Origin of the sequence: Bacillus sp. EB600 (assembly GCF_024494385.1) — a bacterium.
Classification (GTDB): domain Bacteria; phylum Bacillota; class Bacilli; order Bacillales; family Cytobacillaceae; genus JAEVLT01.
Map to the genome: position 1 here is coordinate 1 of NZ_JAEVLT010000008.1, position 17915 is coordinate 17915.

At 39.7% G+C, this 17915-nt stretch carries 20 protein-coding genes; all 20 read right to left on the reverse strand.

The genetic code is table 11. From position 1 onward, the window contains the following. Positions 1-23: 23 nt before the first annotated feature. Positions 24-803 carry a GTP-sensing pleiotropic transcriptional regulator CodY gene (codY, locus tag JN080_RS10510; RefSeq protein ID WP_256235946.1) on the reverse strand — a complete coding sequence of 260 codons (780 nt, stop codon included), beginning with the start codon at positions 801-803 and terminating at the stop codon, positions 24-26. A 127-nt stretch (positions 804-930) separates the two neighbouring features. Next, the gene (hslU, locus tag JN080_RS10515) at positions 931-2337 is read right to left on the reverse strand and encodes an ATP-dependent protease ATPase subunit HslU (protein ID WP_256235947.1); all 1407 of its coding nucleotides are present in this window, start codon (positions 2335-2337) and stop codon (positions 931-933) included. 21 nt (positions 2338-2358) lie between these two features. After that, the gene (gene hslV, locus JN080_RS10520; RefSeq protein ID WP_256235948.1) at positions 2359-2901 is read right to left on the reverse strand and encodes an ATP-dependent protease subunit HslV; all 543 of its coding nucleotides are present in this window, start codon (positions 2899-2901) and stop codon (positions 2359-2361) included. A 167-nt stretch (positions 2902-3068) separates the two neighbouring features. Further along, complete coding sequence (xerC, locus tag JN080_RS10525; protein ID WP_256235949.1) at positions 3069-3968, reverse strand: tyrosine recombinase XerC; 900 nt, start codon at positions 3966-3968, stop codon at positions 3069-3071. 61 nt (positions 3969-4029) lie between these two features. Continuing rightward, positions 4030-5337: an FADH(2)-oxidizing methylenetetrahydrofolate--tRNA-(uracil(54)-C(5))-methyltransferase TrmFO gene (gene trmFO, locus JN080_RS10530; protein ID WP_256235950.1), complete on the reverse strand. Its 1308-nt coding sequence runs from the start codon at positions 5335-5337 to the stop codon at positions 4030-4032. 396 nt (positions 5338-5733) lie between these two features. Next, complete coding sequence (topA, locus tag JN080_RS10535) at positions 5734-7815, reverse strand: type I DNA topoisomerase (protein ID WP_256235951.1); 2082 nt, start codon at positions 7813-7815, stop codon at positions 5734-5736. A gap of 441 nt (positions 7816-8256) precedes the next feature. Next, the gene (dprA, locus tag JN080_RS10540; protein WP_256235952.1) at positions 8257-9135 is read right to left on the reverse strand and encodes a DNA-processing protein DprA; all 879 of its coding nucleotides are present in this window, start codon (positions 9133-9135) and stop codon (positions 8257-8259) included. 94 nt (positions 9136-9229) lie between these two features. Next, on the reverse strand, positions 9230-10132 hold the full coding sequence (gene sucD / locus JN080_RS10545) for a succinate--CoA ligase subunit alpha (protein WP_256235953.1): 903 nt from the start codon (positions 10130-10132) through the stop codon (positions 9230-9232). 19 nt (positions 10133-10151) lie between these two features. Then, positions 10152-11312: an ADP-forming succinate--CoA ligase subunit beta gene (gene sucC, locus JN080_RS10550; protein WP_256235954.1), complete on the reverse strand. Its 1161-nt coding sequence runs from the start codon at positions 11310-11312 to the stop codon at positions 10152-10154. Between the two features lie 195 nt (positions 11313-11507). Continuing rightward, entirely contained in the window at positions 11508-11798 is a 291-nt protein-coding gene (locus tag JN080_RS10555; RefSeq protein ID WP_256235955.1) for an EscU/YscU/HrcU family type III secretion system export apparatus switch protein, read from the reverse strand. Then, positions 11795-12535 (reverse strand): hypothetical protein, encoded by a 741-nt coding sequence (locus JN080_RS10560; RefSeq protein ID WP_256235956.1) that lies wholly within the window; start codon positions 12533-12535, stop codon positions 11795-11797. The genes JN080_RS10555 and JN080_RS10560 overlap by 4 nt, the downstream gene beginning before the upstream one ends. An 18-nt stretch (positions 12536-12553) precedes the next feature. Then, positions 12554-13330: a ribonuclease HII gene (locus tag JN080_RS10565; RefSeq protein WP_305473910.1), complete on the reverse strand. Its 777-nt coding sequence runs from the start codon at positions 13328-13330 to the stop codon at positions 12554-12556. A 70-nt stretch (positions 13331-13400) separates the two neighbouring features. Continuing rightward, entirely contained in the window at positions 13401-14279 is an 879-nt protein-coding gene (gene ylqF, locus JN080_RS10570; protein WP_256235957.1) for a ribosome biogenesis GTPase YlqF, read from the reverse strand. A 19-nt stretch (positions 14280-14298) separates the two neighbouring features. Further along, entirely contained in the window at positions 14299-14856 is a 558-nt protein-coding gene (lepB, locus tag JN080_RS10575; RefSeq protein WP_256235958.1) for a signal peptidase I, read from the reverse strand. A gap of 174 nt (positions 14857-15030) precedes the next feature. Further along, positions 15031-15375 (reverse strand): 50S ribosomal protein L19, encoded by a 345-nt coding sequence (gene rplS / locus JN080_RS10580; protein ID WP_256235960.1) that lies wholly within the window; start codon positions 15373-15375, stop codon positions 15031-15033. Between the two features lie 135 nt (positions 15376-15510). Further along, entirely contained in the window at positions 15511-16251 is a 741-nt protein-coding gene (gene trmD, locus JN080_RS10585; protein ID WP_256236148.1) for a tRNA (guanosine(37)-N1)-methyltransferase TrmD, read from the reverse strand. Next, positions 16251-16769, reverse strand: a complete 519-nt coding sequence (gene rimM / locus JN080_RS10590; RefSeq protein WP_256235961.1) for a ribosome maturation factor RimM — start codon at positions 16767-16769, stop codon at positions 16251-16253. Before rimM ends, trmD begins: the two co-directional genes overlap by 1 nt. A 14-nt stretch (positions 16770-16783) precedes the next feature. Further along, positions 16784-17170, reverse strand: coding sequence for a YlqD family protein (locus JN080_RS10595; protein WP_256235962.1), 387 nt, complete (start codon positions 17168-17170; stop codon positions 16784-16786). Positions 17171-17271: 101 nt separating this feature from the next. Further along, positions 17272-17502: a KH domain-containing protein gene (locus JN080_RS10600; RefSeq protein ID WP_256235963.1), complete on the reverse strand. Its 231-nt coding sequence runs from the start codon at positions 17500-17502 to the stop codon at positions 17272-17274. 10 nt (positions 17503-17512) lie between these two features. Continuing rightward, positions 17513-17785, reverse strand: coding sequence for a 30S ribosomal protein S16 (rpsP, locus tag JN080_RS10605; protein ID WP_256235964.1), 273 nt, complete (start codon positions 17783-17785; stop codon positions 17513-17515). Positions 17786-17915: the final 130 nt, after the last annotated feature.

The following is a 17915-nucleotide window of genomic DNA, read 5'->3' on the forward strand; positions in this document are numbered from 1 at the left end:
AACGGGCGCTTCCGCTTTTCTATTTAATTAGCTCTCAGTTTATCTAGTTCTACAAGGAACTTATCATTTAATACTTTAATATAAGTACCTTTCATACCGAGCGAACGGGATTCGATTACTCCAGCACTCTCAAGCTTTCTTAAAGCATTAACAATAACGGAGCGTGTAATACCAACGCGGTCGGCAATTTTCGATGCAACTAAAAGCCCTTCTTTACCATTTAACTCCTCGAAAATATGTTCAATCGCTTCTAACTCACTGTAAGAAAGAGAGCTAATTGCCATTTGGACAACTGCTTTGCTTCTAGCTTCTTCTTCAATTTCTTCTGCTTTCTCACGGAGAATTTCCATACCAACAACAGTTGCACCATATTCAGCAAGAATGAGATCATCATCATCAAACTTGCTTTGTAATCTAGCAAGAATTAACGTGCCTAATCGTTCTCCACCACCGATAATCGGTACAATTGTGGTTAAGCCTTCAGCAAATAAATTTTTATTTTCGACTGGGAAAGCAGTATACTCACTTTCAATTGTTAAATTTGGTGAAGTCTCTTGAATATTAAATAATCCCTTGGTGTACTCTTCAGGAAACTGACGATCTTCAAACATATGTTGAAGACGTTCATTTTCAATTTGTTGATGAATCGCCACACCTAAAAGCTTTCCTCGACGGCTGACAACAAAAACGTTTGCTTCGATTGTTTCACTTAATGTCTCAGACATTTCTTTAAAATTAACCGGTTTACCAGCTGCCTTTTGTAGTAATGCATTAATTTTTCTTGATTTTGTTAATAAGTCCATTTACTTCTTCCTCCTACAGTAACTGCAACATTACTTTGTTGTTTTTTCTATCTATTAGTTTGATTATTTCTGCGTATTTAGGTGGTTAGACCACTCATGCCAACCAGGAGTCCCCTTGTTTCTACCTCTAAAGGATAAACTGGCTTAAGTCTTTATTTTTTGAAATTGCACCGAGCTTTTCGTCAACATATTGTGGCGTAATCATTACCTTCTCCATCGAAATATCCGGAGCCTCAAATGAAAGGTCTTCTAATAATTTTTCTAAAATGGTGTGAAGCCGTCTAGCACCAATATTGTCAGTGCTTTGATTCACATCAAATGCTACTTCAGCAATTCTACGTATAGCATCGTCAGAAAATTCAATTTGTATACCTTCTGTTTCCAATAATGCTTGATATTGTTTAATTAGCGCATTATCCGGTTCAACGAGAATTCTAAAGAAATCATCCACGGTAAGTTTGGTCAACTCGACGCGAATTGGAAATCGTCCTTGCAATTCGGGAATTAAATCAGATGGTTTTGCCATATGAAAAGCTCCGGCAGCGATAAACAGTACATGATCGGTTTTGACTGAACCATACTTCGTTACAACCGTTGACCCTTCAACAACCGGTAAAATATCCCTTTGTACACCTTCCCTAGAAACATCAACTGATGAACCACCGGAATTCTTACTGGCGATCTTATCAATTTCATCGATAAAAATGATTCCTGCCTGTTCAGCCCTAAATACAGCCTCTGACGTAACCTCATCCATATCGATTAATTTTTGGGCTTCTTCGTTGGTTAAAACCTTCCGTGCCTCACGGACAGTTAATTTTCGTTTTTTATGCTTTTTCGGAATAAGGCCACCAAGCACATCCTGCATATTCATTCCCATTTGCTCCATTCCCGACCCCTGGAGCATATCAAACATCGATGGTGCTTGCTCTTCTACTTCAACAGTAACAGTTTCGTCTTCCAGCTGGCCTAGCGCAAGCCTCTCTTTGACAATCTTTCTTTTTTCATTGATTGAATAATCCTCGGAACTATTTGCATCTGGTTCTGCTTGTGAATTTCCACCGCCAAACAACATTTCAAGCGGGTTTTTATAATTAGTAGCTTTCTTAGTTGTTGGAACAAGCAGCTCCACTAAGCGGCGATTTGCACTTTCTTCTGCACGTTCCTTAACGCTTGACATTTTATCCTCTTTTACTAATCGAACAGAGGTTTCAACGAGATCCCTAACCATTGATTCGACATCACGACCAACATAGCCAACCTCGGTAAATTTAGTGGCTTCCACTTTAACAAATGGAGCGCCTACTAATTTGGCCATTCTTCTGGCGATTTCAGTTTTCCCAACACCAGTGGGTCCAATCATTAATATGTTTTTGGGAATCACTTCGTCTCTCAGTTTTTCGTTCAGCAAACCACGTCTGTATCGATTCCTAAGGGCAACAGCTACCGCCTTTTTTGCGTCTTTTTGTCCGATGATATATTGGTCAAGTTTCTCGACAATTTGGCGTGGGGTTAAATTCGTTGTATTTGCCATGAATTCCCTGCTCCTTCCCGTTTATAGCTCTTCCACAATAATATTATGATTGGTAAACACACATATGTCCGCTGCTATTTCCAATGAAGCTTTCGCAATTTCTTTTGCAGACAAATTAGCCCCGGAATGCAACTTTAAAGCACGTCCTGCTGCTAAAGCATAATTTCCGCCTGAACCAATCGCTAACATGCCGTCATCAGGTTCAATCACTTCACCTGTTCCGGAAACAAGCAATATATCTTCATGGTTCATAACAATTAACATTGCTTCAAGCTTTCGTAATACTTTATCACTCCGCCACATCTGTGCGAGTTCAACAGAGGCTCGTTGAAGGTTACCATTATATTCTTCTAATTTTCCTTCAAACATTTCAAAAAGTGTAAAAGCATCGGCAACAGAACCTGCAAAACCAGCCAATACCTTTCCATTAAATATCTTTCTGACTTTCCTTGCAGTGTGTTTCATCACTACCGAGTTTCCCATCGTTACCTGGCCATCGCCTGCCATAGAACATTCTCCATTATGATGAATGGCAAATATCGTCGTTGCATGAAATTCCGACATATGAATTTCCTCCTTAACTGTCAGGCACTATTGCCCTGCGAATAGTAGCTTTGTCCACCTTCGTACTAACGGGCGCTTGAGCTTTTCAAAGTTATACCAACTAAAAAACGTTAAATACTTATTTTGTATAAATGATTAATCTAGGGCACAGCTAAAACTTTTTTCATTTATGCCCTTGGATGATGTTCCATATACGTTTTACGTAATCGTTCGTTTGTTACATGGGTATATACCTGGGTAGAAGACAAAAAAGCATGACCCAATAATTCTTGGACTGAGCGTAAGTCCGCACCATTATTTAACAAATGTGTGGCAAAAGAATGCCTCATCATATGGGGATGAATATGTCCTGTTAATGCAGATTTTTCTATCATGCTATTTAAAATTTTCCGGACTCCCCGTACTGTCAACGGACCGCCGCGATGATTGACAAACAAAACATCATGATGATCATTTGCGGAAACAAGCTTTTTTCTTCCACTGTTTATGTAAAGTTCTAAGGATTCTTTCGCGATACTGCCGAATGGGAGATAACGCTGTTTATTACCTTTTCCATGGATTAAAACAGTTGACAAAAAGAAATCCACTTCAGAAATCCGAATTTGGCAGCACTCACTTACCCGGATGCCGGTCGCATAAAGAAGCTCAAGAATGGCTTTATTGCGAATACCTAAAGGAGTCTCAGTTTCGCAGGACTGAAATAACAATTGAAGCTCACTTTCATAAAAAAACTGTGGTAACCTTTTTTCAGTTTTAGGAATGCTAACAAGCGTGAACGGGTTTGAATCAACAAGCTTTTCACGGAGCAAAAATTTATAAAAGCTTCGTAAACAAGAGATTTTTTTAGCCATTGTTTTCTTGGCAAGCTTTCTTTCATACAGCTTTGTTAAATAAAGCCTGGCGTCTAGATATTGAACGTTATTTACTTCCATAATGGCTTGCTCAGACATGAACATAAAAAAATCCTTAATCTCATGTTCATATTGCTCAATTGTATATTTTGAATAATTTCTCTCGATTTGTAAATATTCAATAAATAACTTTAATAAAACGTCCATATTTGCCATTCCTGCCACCTCGCAAAGGCTTCTAAATAGTAACACACTTACATTACCCTTGCAATAAATTTTACAAAATCTTCACAAAGTTCTGAATTGTTTCCAATGCACGATTCGCATACTGCAAATTCCGTTCCTGCTTCCCTTTTATTCTTACAGGCAATTCAGGGAACAGCCCAAAATTCGCATTCATTGGCTGAAAATGATCGGGGTTAGCAGTGGTAATATACTTCGCCATACTTCCAATTGCTGTTTCTGCTGGAAATTCAAGCGGCTGTTCACCAAAAAACAATCTGGCCGCATTCATCCCCGCAACTAACCCACTTGCTGCTGATTCCACATAGCCCTCTACCCCAGTCATTTGTCCTGCAAAAAATAAATCTTCCCGATTTCGGAATTGATAGGTTGCATTCAGCACCTTTGGAGAATTGATAAAGGTATTACGGTGCATGACACCATAGCGAACAATTTCAGCACTCTCAAGTCCGGGAATCAAATGAATAACCTCTTTTTGTGCCGGCCATTTTAAATGGGTTTGAAAACCGACAATATTAAACAGTGTTCCCGCAGCATCATCCTGACGAAGCTGCACAACAGCAAACGGCCTTTTTCCTGTCCTAGGGTCTTCGAGACCAACCGGCTTCATCGGACCAAACAGCATTGTTTTGATTCCGCGCTTTGCCATTACTTCAATCGGCATACAGCCTTCAAAAAAAACTTCCTTTTCAAATTCCTTCACAACTGCGGTTTCAGCTGAAATTAGTGCTTCATAAAAACGATTAAACTCTTCTTCTGTCATTGGGCAGTTTAAATAAGCCGCTTCACCTTTGTCATACCGTGATTTTAAATACACTTTATCCATATTTATGCTTTCTTTTTCTAAAATAGGTGCAGCTGCATCGTAAAAATATAAATAATCTTCACCGGTAAGTTCCTTCAGCTGTTTAGACAAATCAGCGCTTGTCAGCGGGCCTGTCGCAATGACTGTTGGACCGTCTGGAATTTCAGTAACCTCTTCATTTATAACAGTAACATTTTCATGATTTTTCACTGTATTCGTTACTTTGTCAGCGAATTCATGGCGGTCAACAGCGAGCGCTCCTCCTGCTGGCACGGAACAAGCATCTGCAGAAGCAATAATGACTGAGTCGAGTCTCCGCATTTCTTCTTTTAATACCCCTACAGCATTTGTTAAGGTATTCGCTCTTAATGAATTGCTGCAAACCAATTCGGCAAATTTATCTGTGTGGTGTGCAGGTGTCTGTTTCACTGGCCGCATTTCAAACAAGCGAACCTTTACGCCTCTTTTGGCAATCTGCCAAGCAGCTTCGCTTCCAGCCAAGCCTGCACCGATTACATTTATTGAAACATCTTTCATGTTTGGACCTCCTGAATCATCTTGCCGCTTTATTTTACGCTTTTATGTTATTCATGTCCATCCTGCATTATTTTAGTATACGTAATAAGACGGACAAAGTTTCAAAATTATTTTTAAAGCGGAAGCGCCCGATAAGCGACGCATGGACTGGAGCACACTGACTGAGATAAAGGAAACACGAAGCGCGTTAGCGATTCGATGTTGTAGGGAAGTGGGCGAAGTACACTAGTCGCTGGGCGCTGGCCGACGTTGCCGCCGTCCTGGCGGCAACGTCGGCACTAGCACATCCTGTGCGTCGAAGCTGGATAGTTATCAAATTTCAAATAATAAGATTAATTGTTTCTGCAGAATCCCTTTGCCACACCAAAAAGAGTGAGCGCTGCTCACCCTTTCCCCCTAGCTTTGTGATTCTTCCTTGTAGTCACATTCCACACATTGTACTTGAACACCTTTTTTTAATTTCTTCTCGACAAGAAGGCCTTCACACTTAGGACAGCTTCTTGGCAAAGGTTTATCCCAGGATAAGAAATCACACTCTGGAAATCGATTGCATCCGTAAAAGAGTCTTTTTTTCTTACTTCTTCTTTCAATAATTTGTCCCTCATGACATTTCGGACAGGTAACACCAATTTCTTTCACAATTGGTTTTGTATTCCGGCAGTCAGGGAAATTACTGCAAGCCATGAATTTTCCATAGCGCCCCATTTTAAACACCATCGGATTTCCGCATTGCTCGCAATCCTCACCAGCGGGTTCATCTTTAATTTCAACAGATTGCATTTCTTTTTCAGCGATTTCAAGTTGCTTCGCAAATTCTTGATAAAATTCATCGATAATTTTTACCCAACGGACTTTTCCTTCTTCCACATCGTCCAATCCCTGCTCCATTTTCGCAGTAAATTCAACATCGAGAATTTCAGGGAAAAACTCGAGAATTAACTCCAACATAATTTCACCAAGCTCTGTTGGGATAAATCGCTTATTATCAAGCCCAACATAACCTCTTTTTTGAATCGTATCCAATGTTGGTGCATAAGTAGATGGACGGCCAATTCCCAGTTCTTCAAGTGTTTTTACAAGCCTTGCCTCTGTATACCTTGGCGGCGGCTGAGTGAAATGCTGTTTCGGGTCCAAATCCTTTTTTGTAACTTCATCGCCTTCCTTTAAATCAGGAAGCATATTTTCTTTTTCCTTATCTTCGACTGCATCATCGGTTCCTTCCACGTAGAGCTTCATAAATCCAGGAAATTTCACCTTTGATCCTGTAGCCCGGAAAAAAACATTTCCATTCTGCAAATCTACGCCCATTGTATCCATTACGGCAGGAGCCATCTGGCTTGCTAAGAAGCGGTCCCAAATTAATTTATATAGACGGAATTGGTCCCTTGAAAGGAAATCTTTCATGCTATTTGGATTACGGTACGTACTTGAAGGACGAACCGCCTCGTGGGCATCCTGTGCGTTTACTTGCTTCTTTTCCTTACGCTGCTCTTCCTTCAAATACTCTGCACCATATTCTTCCTTAATATAAGCTGATGCTTCCGTTTGCGCTACTTCAGATATCCGTGTCGAATCTGTTCTCATGTAGGTAATTAAACCAACCGTTCCTTCTTTTCCTAGTTCAATTCCTTCATAAAGCTGCTGTGCAAGCATCATTGTTTTCTTAGCTCGAAAATTAAGCTTTCTTGCTGCCTCCTGTTGTAAGGAAGAAGTGGTAAACGGTGGTGCGGGGTTCCGTTTCCGTTCCTTTTTCGAGACAGATACAACCTTGAACTTATTTCCTTGAAGCTGCTTTAATACGTTCTGAACGTCTTCTTCTGAACGAAGCTCTTTTTTCTCCTTATTCAGACCATAGAAATATGCATTAAAACGTGATTTTCCTTTTAGGAAATCGCCTTCAATTGTCCAGTATTCTTCTGGAATAAAATCCTTGATTTCTTTCTCGCGATCAACAATCAGCCGTACAGCAACCGATTGAACCCGTCCAGCGCTTAAGCCCTTTTTTACTTTTTTCCATAAAAGCGGACTAATGTTATAACCGACGAGGCGATCAAGAATTCGCCGTGCCTGCTGTGCATCAACTAAATCCATGTTAATCGGCCGCGGATGCTTAAACGATTCTTTAATCGCATCCTTAGTGATTTCATTAAACACAACGCGGCAGTCTGAATTAACATCTACTGAAAGGCTATGGGCTAAATGCCAAGCGATTGCTTCCCCTTCACGATCCGGGTCAGCAGCCAGATAGATTTTTTTTGCTTTTTTTGCGGCAGTTTTTAATTCTTTTAAAACCGGACCTTTGCCGCGAATCGTAATATATTTAGGATCATAATTATGATCCACATCTACACCCATTTGGCTTCTGGGCAAATCCCGAACATGTCCCATGGATGCTTTTACTTTATATTTTTTCCCAAGATATCGTTCAATCGTTTTTGCTTTTGCTGGAGATTCAACGATTACAAGAAAATCTGCCATCCAATCATCCTCCTTAGAGGGATAGAAGAAATATGCAAGCCACATAAGCGAATATACCCATTCAAAGATGCAAACGCTCCTGAGAAGTTTTCTTTAATACTTATTCTAGTACTGTACCGCAGAAAATACTCTACACAAATGTCTATTCCCCAATTTATTAAAATTTATTTTCAATTCGATAAATAAACCAATTAACAGAATTATACTTTTTTAAAGAATAAAATATCCATTATTATTCAATAATTCATGAGTCTTGTCAATTATAAGCTCTAAAATCGTAATCGTTTTCAAAAATTTCCTATATCCATGACCTTTTTTTCGAACACCTGTTTTCAAAATGTATAACATTACTACGAGAATTTCAACCTTTTTTTATTAAAAATCAATAAAATTCCTCAAATTTCAGTCCAAAAGGGGCAATAGCCCCCTTTTGGACAGGTTTTACTTTCTAATTTCTTCTAGTATATCCTCTGCTTTCGTGATTAGCTTTGCCCCCTGTTGAATGAGTTCATTCGTTCCAATAGAGAAAGGACTAAAAATGCTCCCAGGCAGTGCAAACACATCCCGTCCCTCGTTTACTGCATAATTTGCCGTGATTAATGAACCGCTTTTTCGGTTTGCTTCTATTATTAATGTTCCAAATGATAGTCCACTAATAATTCGGTTGCGCACAGGAAAATGCCATCTTTCCGGTTTTGTGTCGGGTGGGTACTCTGAAAGAACGAGCTGTTTTTTCATCATCTTAAGGGCCAAGTTCATATTTTCCTTTGGATAGATATGATACAGTCCGCCAGCAATCACAGCAATCGTGCTACCATTTAAATGTAGTGCACATTCATGCGCGAGTGTATCAATCCCTTTAGCCAAACCGCTTACAATTATAATCCCTTTTTCGATTAAACGCGGGAATAGAACGCGAATGGCATTTTTCCCATATTGTGTTCCCTGGCGTGAACCAACTACAGCCAGCTTGGGTTCTTTTTCAAGAAGACCGAGATCACCCCTAGCAAACAAGGCCCATGGCGGTTGATAAATTTGCTTTAAGCTTGCTGGGTATTCTTTATCAAAAAAGGAAATAACGTGAATGTCATTTGTTTTGTATTGATGAATTTGTTCATGAATAAATTCGAAAGAAGGGTCGGATGTAGAATTTTGAAAAGAGTTTAAGGGAGGGAATTGAGAGTATTGACGAAAATCATTCGGCTCAAGGCGATTGAGAGAAGAGAGAGCTGGGTCCTTTTTTAATAACTGATAGACTGTCGTCCAGGTGACATTTGGGTAATGAAGTAATTGAATAAGCCTTTCTTTAAGATCGTCCATTCTATAGCCTCCAATTTTTTTGTTAATTTAGAGCAGAAGAAATAGCCCCTCGATTCAGGAGGGACTATCTGCTTTTTCTAAGCTGTTTATTTACTTAGTTTGTCTTACACTTTTCATATAAACCTTTTTCTTTTAATACTTCAATTAATGTTTCACCCATATGAGCTGGAGTAGGGGCTACTTTAATGCCACAATCATTCATGACACGAATTTTTTCATCTGCTGTTCCTTTACCGCCTGAAATAATGGCACCTGCATGTCCCATCCGTTTGCCTGGAGGTGCAGTACGTCCGCCAATGAAGCCAACAACAGGTTTGGTCATATTTGCTTTAACCCACTGTGCTGCCTCCTCTTCAGCTGTTCCGCCTATTTCACCAATCATGATAACAGCCAAGGTTTCAGGATCTTCATTGAACGCTTTTAGAACATCGATGAAGTTTGTTCCGTTAACAGGGTCGCCGCCAATACCTACAGCAGATGTTTGACCAACTCCTGCTTGTGTTAATTGATGAACTGCTTCGTAAGTCAACGTGCCGGAGCGGGAAACCACGCCAACATGCCCTTTTGTATGAATATAGCCTGGCATGATGCCGATCTTACATTCATCTGCTGAAATAACACCAGGGCAGTTTGGTCCGATTAGGCGTGTTTTCTTGCCTTCCATATAACGTTTTACTTTTACCATATCCAAAACCGGAATATGCTCAGTAATACAAATTGTAAGCTCTAACCCCGCATCAACTGCTTCGATGATTGCATCAGCAGCAAATGGTGCTGGTACATAAATAACCGATGCAGTAGCACCTGTAGCATTAACAGCATCTTGTACAGTATTAAAAACAGGTACACCTTCTACTTCTGAGCCAGCCTTACCAGGAGAAGTTCCCCCGACAATTTGTGTACCGTATTCAAGCATTTGCTTTGTATGAAAACGGGCTGTTCCGCCAGTAATCCCTTGAACAATAACCTTTGTATCTTTATTAATAAAAACGCTCACGTTAATTCCCCTTTCTATCCTATTTCACTAATGAAACGATTTTTTGTGCTCCGTCAGCCATGGATCCAGCAGCAATGATGTTTAAACCTGATTCATTTAGGATTTTCTTACCCAGGTCAACATTTGTTCCTTCTAAGCGAACAACAAGCGGAAGGTTAAGTCCAACCTGTTTAGCTGCTTCTACGACACCCTCAGCAATAACGTCACACTTCATGATTCCGCCGAAGATATTGACAAAGATACCTTTTACGTTCGGATCAGAAAGGATAATTTTGAATGCTTCTGTAACCTTTTCAGCAGTAGCACCGCCCCCAACATCAAGGAAGTTAGCAGGGTCACCGCTATAATGTTTAATGATATCCATCGTCGACATTGCTAGTCCTGCACCATTAACCATACATCCAATATTGCCATCAAGAGCAACATAGCTTAAATCATATTTAGATGCTTCAATTTCTTTTGGATCTTCTTCTTCAAGATCACGATATGCGACAATATCCTTTTGACGATAAAGTGCACTTGAATCAAAGTTAAGCTTGGCATCTAATGCCATTACTTTTCCATCACCTGTTACAACTAATGGGTTGATTTCAGCAATAGAGCAATCCTTTTCGATGTATGCATTATAAAGACCCATCATAAAGCTAACAGCTTGATTGATGGATTCCTTAGGAATATTAATTTTGAACGCGATCCTGCGTGCTTGATATGGCATTAATCCCAACACTGGATCAATTTCTTCTTTAAAAATTTTCTCAGGAGTATTTGCTGCTACTTCTTCGATTTCGGTTCCGCCTTCTTCAGAAGCCATTAGAACCACACGGGATGTCGAACGATCTAATACTAATCCTACGTAGTATTCTTTCTTGATATCGCAGCCTTCTTCAATTAACAAACGTTTTACTTCTTTTCCTTCTGGACCCGTTTGATGCGTAACTAATGTTTTACCTAAAATTTCACTAGCGTATGTACGGACCTCATCAAGGTTTTTAGCAACCTTAACGCCGCCAGCCTTTCCACGACCCCCAGCATGAATTTGCGCTTTTACGACACATACTTGTGTACCTAATTCCTTCGCTGCTTCTACTGCTTCTTCAACAGTGAATGCCACTTTACCATTTGGAACCGCAACCCCATATTTTCTGAGGATTTCTTTTCCTTGATACTCATGGATATTCATTACCCATCCTCCTAACAAGCTTTTCTGTAAACTCGACTGCGCTTCCATTTTATATAAAAAAACAGCGCCTTGTCCACCATTATGCAAAATTTTATATGAATCCAAATATTGAGAATACTAGAGTGCTATGTATTTTTCACCAATTTTCACCATAAATTGGCAATTTCGACAGTGGTTTTTGCGTCCACTTCGCCATTATGTTTTCCCTTTTTCTATATTTTTATCTAACTTATAGATGAACGCAAATACTTCTGCTACTGCCTGGTACAATTCTTGTGGTATCCTATCGTTGACATTTAGTTGTCCTAGTAAATTTACGAGTGCAGGATCTTCCTGAACGGGAATTTGATTTTCCTTTGCTTTTTCAATAATCATTTCAGCCGTTTTTCCTTTTCCCTTGGCGGCCACAATGGGGGCATCAGCGGAATCCGGATGATACGTTAGGGCGACAGCTTCTTTCCTGAAATTAGTATCTTCTTTTTTCATATTCGGATGTCCACCCCCTTGTAATTCCCGGCAATCTTGTCCAACGACGTTGGTTTTTTTATAAGATTTTTCAATGATTTCTCACTTGGCGGCAGTTGTATTTTTAGCATAGAAAGCTTGTAATTCAACCTTTGTAAATTTTCCTTTAAGATGGACATTTGCGGTTCAGAGGTGACGCTTAGATCTGTTGTTCCATTGAAGATCACAACCGCGATCCTTCGATTTTGGATTTGCATATCAACCAGTATTTCCCCGATATTTTTTAATTCAATAAAAAAAAGAATCCGGCAATTGTTTGGGTCGATTTTCCCGTTTTCTTTCTTGCGTCCATTCCATTGAATCGCTAATTCAGCCTTCTCTTGTCCCAACTGAATGGGGACCTGGGTATAATTTTGCTCGATTAACCCATCCGATCCATTATTCTGATTGAGTAAATACTCTGGAGCTTCATTAGAAGCCATAGAAGGCACCGCCTTACTATTTCCCTTTACAAGCTTTAGATGAACCTTTCCTTCTCCAGATTGTACCTCAAACCAGTATTGCTGATTTGCTAAGAGGGATGCTTCCAGCTTTGCCATCAACTTTTGTGATCCAATTTGGATGACTGCCATTTGGTTCGGGAGAAAGCGAACGATTTTGCCATTAATGATTTGACCCGGCCGCAGCTTGAGCGAATCAGGTCGTTGGGCAGGCTGTCCGGCCCTAACTATTGACTTAAGAAAGCTTAAAGGATCCATGTAGCGACCTCTCCCTTTCTAAACACTTACGATTAAATCCTTTATAGGCGCAAAGCTTTTACGGTGATATGGAGTAATTCCAAATGTATGAACAGCTTTGATATGCTCTTTTGTCCCATACCCCATATTTTGTTCAAATCCATATTGAGGAAAAGTTTTTGCTAAGCCCTTCATCAAGCTATCTCTAGCTACTTTCGCAACAATGGATGCCGCTGCAATGGAAATACTTTTCGCATCTCCTTTAACAATTGATTCGGAGGCGAACGGTATTTCCAGCTTCATAGCATCTATTAGAATAAAATCCGGCTTTGGGGTTAAACCTGCGATCGCCGCTTTCATTGCCTTCTTGGTTGCTTCGTAAATGTTGATTGCATCAATCTCAGGTGCTTGAATCATCGAAATACTAATTGCAAGCGCTTGACTACGAATAATTTCATTGTATTCCTCACGCTTTTTTTCAGTAAGTTTCTTTGAATCATCAATACCTGCCAGGAAAAAGTCTTCGGGAAGAATGACAGCTGCTGCGACAACTGGTCCCGCAAGCGGTCCTCTGCCAACCTCATCCATGCCTGCAATTAACTGAAACCCTTCGGCCCGGTGTTTTCTTTCATATGTACTCATTTCGTGAAATTTTTCGGTCAATATTCTTGCTTTTTCTGTTTGCTTTCTCCATTTATCGATCAGGACGTGCACCCCTTTTCGCTCATCCTTTTCAAGCGCTGATAAATACGGATCAGCTTCATCCTCAATCAATAATAAACGTTTTTCAATTTGTTCAATTGTCTCTTTTGCCAAAATTATCACCTAATTTACTATATTTATCGGTTTATATAAAAAAAATAAAGCTCCCCAAGCGGAGAGCTGTTTACAGTTGTTTCACATCCTCAGCAGGAGAAAACTGTTCAGGAGTATCAAACGTGACTGGGCCAAATTTTTCAGAGCGAATTTCCCGAACGATTAACTCTGCGGTTTTATCGTAATCAATCAGCCCTCCGCCCATGAGGCAGCCTCTAAGCCTGCCAATATGATCAAAAAGCTCTACGAGATCCTCAGGAACTTTTTCAAGCTGATACCGCTCTTTTAAGCGTTCAGGATAAGCTTTCTCTAGGAATCGCAATGAATAGACAGCAAGATCCTGTAAATTTAACAACGTGTCTTTAATAGCCCCAGTTACGGCCAATTTCATTCCAACTTCCTGATCTTCAAATTTAGGCCATAGAATTCCTGGTGTGTCCAACAACTCTAGCTCCTTACCAACTTTAATCCATTGCTGTGCTTTTGTCACTCCAGGTGTATTTCCAGTTTTGGCAATATTTTTCTTTGCAAGTCGATTGATTAGCGTGGATTTACCCACATTCGGAATCCCAACAATCATCGCCCGAATAGCTCTTGGCTTCACACCTTTCGCTTTTAACCTGTCAAACTTCTCTTGCAGCAATTGATGTGAGGCTTGGACAATGTCACGCAGTCCCTCGCCAGCCTGGGCATTAATTGCCAGTGCTTTTACACCTTTTTCAGCAAAAAAACGGATCCATTCTTTCGTCCGCTCTTTATCAGCCATGTCTGCTTTATTTAATAAAACAAGTCTTTTCTTATGCTGAATAATTTCATCGATCATCGGGTTTCTGGAAGAATAGGGGATTCTCGCATCCACCAATTCAAAAATGACATCTACAAGCTTTAATTTTTCCGTGACTTGTCTGCGAGCCTTGGCCATATGGCCTGGAAACCATTGGATCGTCAAAGCAGTCACCTCCTAAATTCTATTTCACTTTTACGAATTGTGCATCGTTTAACGGCCAGTATATAACACTTGTCTTACCAATGACTTTGCTTAATGGTATTGTTCCAATATGACGGCTGTCTTTGCTAAAGCGGCGATTATCACCCATTACAAACAATTCACCCTTTGGAACTGTTTCCCGGCCGATTTTTTCTTTAAGGGTAAACGGGTCTGTTAGAGGTCCATCTACTAATTGTTTCTTATATTCATTCAAATATGGTTCTTTATACGCTTTCCCGTTTACATATAATGTATCATTTTTATACTCAATTCGATCTCCTGGGAGGCCAATTACTCTTTTAATATAATCTTTTCCCTCTGGAGCGTGGAAAACAATGATATCAAACCGATGCGGCGTACCAATTTCATAGCTTAGTTTATTCACAATCATTCGATCCTGGTCATGCAGCGTAGGCATCATGGACAATCCATCGACTACAATAGGAGCAAATAGAAAGTAACGAATCACCGCAGCAAGTATTACAGCAATTAATAATGCCTTTGTCCATTCCCATAGTTCATTTTTCTTTTTTGCCATTCATGTTCCCACCAATCCCACAAAAAAATGTATTCCTCATTTTATTTTACATAAATATTGCCTATTAAACACGATGGGGTTCATTTTTTAATCAAACTTTAATCAAAAAATACATCAGAAAAGTATTTATGTATGAAAAAAGAGCTTGCAAAGCAAGCTCTTTTCTTTTTATGATTAGCGGATTTCCTTAATACGAGCTTTCTTACCACGTAGTTTACGTAGGTAGTAAAGTTTAGCACGGCGAACTTTACCGCGGCGAATGACTTCAAGCTTCGCAATTTTTGGTGTGTGAACAGGGAAAGTACGCTCTACGCCTACTCCGTAGGAAACTTTACGAACTGTGAAAGTTTCACTAATTCCACCACCACGACGCTTAATCACAACCCCTTCAAACAACTGAATACGCTCACGAGTACCTTCGACAACTTTTACGTGTACACGTACAGTGTCTCCAGGACGGAAAGCGGGAAGATCAGTGCGAAGTTGTTCTTTTGTGATTTCTTCGATAATTTTATGCATCGTTTTCAACTCCTTCCAACAGATGCTCTTGCAGATATTTCATTCCAAGTGCAGCGGAACATCGTTATCAAACATAAGCATTTCGGCTTAAGTCACAAGATGTATCTTACCATAAATAATGTTTTCATGCAATCATTACTCAAACTCTTTTTTTAGTTGTGCAAGCCAATCCTTTTGCTCTTTTGTTAATTCGATTTTTTCAAGCAAATCAGGTCGGCGTAAAAGGGTGCGTCTCAGCGACTCTTTTGTGCGCCATTCTTCGATTAATTTATGATTTCCCGATATAAGTGTATCCGGCACCTTCAACCCGCGGAAATCAGCTGGTCTTGTGTAATGAGGATGCTCTAACAGCCCTGTGCTAAACGAATCCAGCTGGTGTGATTCTTCCCTGCCTAATACATCCGGCAGAAGCCTTACCACACTATCAATGATCACCATTGCACCGAGCTCTCCGCCTGTAAGGACATAATCTCCGATCGAGATTTCATCTGTGACGAGATTCGTTCGTATTCTTTCATCATAGCCTTCGTAATGACCGCAAATAAAGATAAGGTGCTTTTCTTCGGCTAGCTCTTCTGCTTTTTTTTGATCATAGCGTGATCCTTGGGGGCAGAGCAGAATAATTCGTGGCTTTTCATCGCTCGCTTGTTCTGTTAACGCAGCAACCGCATCAAAAATCGGCTGAGGCTTTAATACCATGCCAGCCCCGCCACCGTAGGGATAATCATCGACGGTCTTGTGTTTGTTGTCGGCAAAATCACGAAAATTGATTACATGATAACTGACCGCTTCTTTTTCGGACGCTCGTTGTAAAATGGATTGTCCCAACACTCCCGAAAACATCTCCGGAAATAGCGTAAGAATATCAATTCTCATCATGGAAGCAAGCCTTCGAGCGGATCAATCAAAATAATTTTTTCTTTACTATCAACCTTCTTGACGACATCATCAATATAAGGGATTAATATTTCTTGCCCATCTTGTCCTTTTACTACCCATACATCATTTGCACCCGGTGTTAAGATCTCGGTGATTTTTCCAACCTCTTCGCCATCTTTTGTAAAAACAAGGCAGCCAAGAATTTCATGAAAGTAAAACTCGCCTTCTTCAAGCTTACCTAATTGGGATTCAGGCACCTTAAGGATTCCATCTCTAAACTTTTCAGCGTCATTAATATTTTCATAACCTTCAAACAGCAGTAAATCAAAATTCTTATGCTTGCGATGACTTTTAATCGTTACTTGGATCGGCGTTTCATTTTTTGGCAAGAAAAGAAACAGAACATTCCCTTTCTTATAGCGTTCATTAGGGAAATCAGTGGTCGAAATCACTCGTACCTCCCCTTTTATTCCCTGCGTATTGACGATTTTCCCGACATTGAACCATTTTTCCATAGCGGTTATCACCTCTAACGTATTTCCGTAATAATACCATCTTTAATAATGATAGCTGGCTGTCTTACCCGTTCATCCCAATTATCCCCAATATTTAGTTCAATAAGGGCTTGAACTTCTTTTTCCTTTAACTCGCTTCCTAATGGTAGCATATGTAGTTGTTCAATTTGAAACTCAAGCAGCTTTTGCTTTTCTTCGCGTTTTTGAATTTCTTTCTCAAAATGAGTTTTTAGGCCATGCATTTGAAATTTTTTTGTTTTTTCAAGACGCTTCAATTCAAAATGAAGCTGATCGCTTTCCTTTTGTAGTTGAAGCTTTCGTTCCATGTATTTATATAGCAGTTTTTGCTTGCTTGCGTCCGTTAATATTTGTTTCACCACAACTGTTTGGAGTATTTTCATCATTGCGCCTCCCTGTTAGATTCTTTGAGCTTTATCGCTTTTCTTTTGTCTATAACAAAAAGAGAGGGTTTAATCCCTCCCTTTTGTCCAGTTGTAAAAAGCTATTCACCAATTTCTAAAAAAATCTTTTTATGTTGTGATGATCCTGCTGCATAAACAACCGTTCTGATCGCCTTAGCAACGCGCCCTTGCTTTCCAATTACTTTTCCCATGTCTGTCTTGTTGACAGAAAGCTGATAGGTTACACGTTGATCCTCTTCAACCACACTCACTTGAACGTCTTCTGGAAAATCAACAAGGGGTTTTACAATTGTCTCGATTAATTCTTTCATAATCGTTAATTTACTTGCTTAATTTGGCATTATGGAATTTTTCCATGATACCTTGGCTGGAAAGAAGATTACGTACTGTATCAGATGGTTTTGCACCAGTTTGTAACCATTTAAGAACTGATTCTTCGTTGATATCCAATTTTGCCGGTTGGGATACTGGATTGTAAGTTCCAACGATTTCAATATAACGTCCATCACGAGGAGAACGAGAATCTGCTACTACAATACGATAGAAAGGAGTTTTTTTAGCTCCCATACGTTTTAAACGAATTTTAACTGCCATTTTAAATAAGCACCTCCGAATAGTTTCACACAAGATAGAATGATACCAGAAAAGTAATATGTTTGTAAAGTGTTTTTTCTTTACATATGTTTTTTCACTAAAGTAATGCTTCGAACTTTGAGAATTTGGG

Excerpts from the sequence above, each read along its gene's own strand:
- JN080_RS10595 (WP_256235962.1), bottom strand. The coding sequence starts at position 17,170 with ATGAAAATACTCCAAACAGTTGTGGTGAAACAAATATTAACGGACGCA.
- xerC (WP_256235949.1), bottom strand. The coding sequence starts at position 3,968 with ATGGCAAATATGGACGTTTTATTAAAGTTATTTATTGAATATTTACAA.
- topA (WP_256235951.1), bottom strand. The coding sequence starts at position 7,815 with ATGGCAGATTTTCTTGTAATCGTTGAATCTCCAGCAAAAGCAAAAACG.
- lepB (WP_256235958.1), bottom strand. The coding sequence starts at position 14,856 with ATGGCAAAAAAGAAAAATGAACTATGGGAATGGACAAAGGCATTATTA.
- dprA (WP_256235952.1), bottom strand. The coding sequence starts at position 9,135 with ATGGACGATCTTAAAGAAAGGCTTATTCAATTACTTCATTACCCAAAT.
- hslU (WP_256235947.1), bottom strand. The coding sequence starts at position 2,337 with ATGGCAAATACAACGAATTTAACCCCACGCCAAATTGTCGAGAAACTT.
- JN080_RS10560 (WP_256235956.1), bottom strand. The coding sequence starts at position 12,535 with ATGGATCCTTTAAGCTTTCTTAAGTCAATAGTTAGGGCCGGACAGCCT.
- trmFO (WP_256235950.1), bottom strand. The coding sequence starts at position 5,337 with ATGAAAGATGTTTCAATAAATGTAATCGGTGCAGGCTTGGCTGGAAGC.
- hslV (WP_256235948.1), bottom strand. The coding sequence starts at position 2,901 with ATGTCGGAATTTCATGCAACGACGATATTTGCCATTCATCATAATGGA.
- rimM (WP_256235961.1), bottom strand. The coding sequence starts at position 16,769 with ATGGAAAAATGGTTCAATGTCGGGAAAATCGTCAATACGCAGGGAATA.
- codY (WP_256235946.1), bottom strand. The coding sequence starts at position 803 with ATGGACTTATTAACAAAATCAAGAAAAATTAATGCATTACTACAAAAG.
- rpsP (WP_256235964.1), bottom strand. The coding sequence starts at position 17,785 with ATGGCAGTTAAAATTCGTTTAAAACGTATGGGAGCTAAAAAAACTCCT.
- JN080_RS10555 (WP_256235955.1), bottom strand. The coding sequence starts at position 11,798 with ATGAAAAAAGAAGATACTAATTTCAGGAAAGAAGCTGTCGCCCTAACG.
- JN080_RS10600 (WP_256235963.1), bottom strand. The coding sequence starts at position 17,502 with ATGAAAGAATTAATCGAGACAATTGTAAAACCCCTTGTTGATTTTCCA.
- sucC (WP_256235954.1), bottom strand. The coding sequence starts at position 11,312 with ATGAATATCCATGAGTATCAAGGAAAAGAAATCCTCAGAAAATATGGG.
- trmD (WP_256236148.1), bottom strand. The coding sequence starts at position 16,251 with ATGAGAATTGATATTCTTACGCTATTTCCGGAGATGTTTTCGGGAGTG.
- rplS (WP_256235960.1), bottom strand. The coding sequence starts at position 15,375 with ATGCATAAAATTATCGAAGAAATCACAAAAGAACAACTTCGCACTGAT.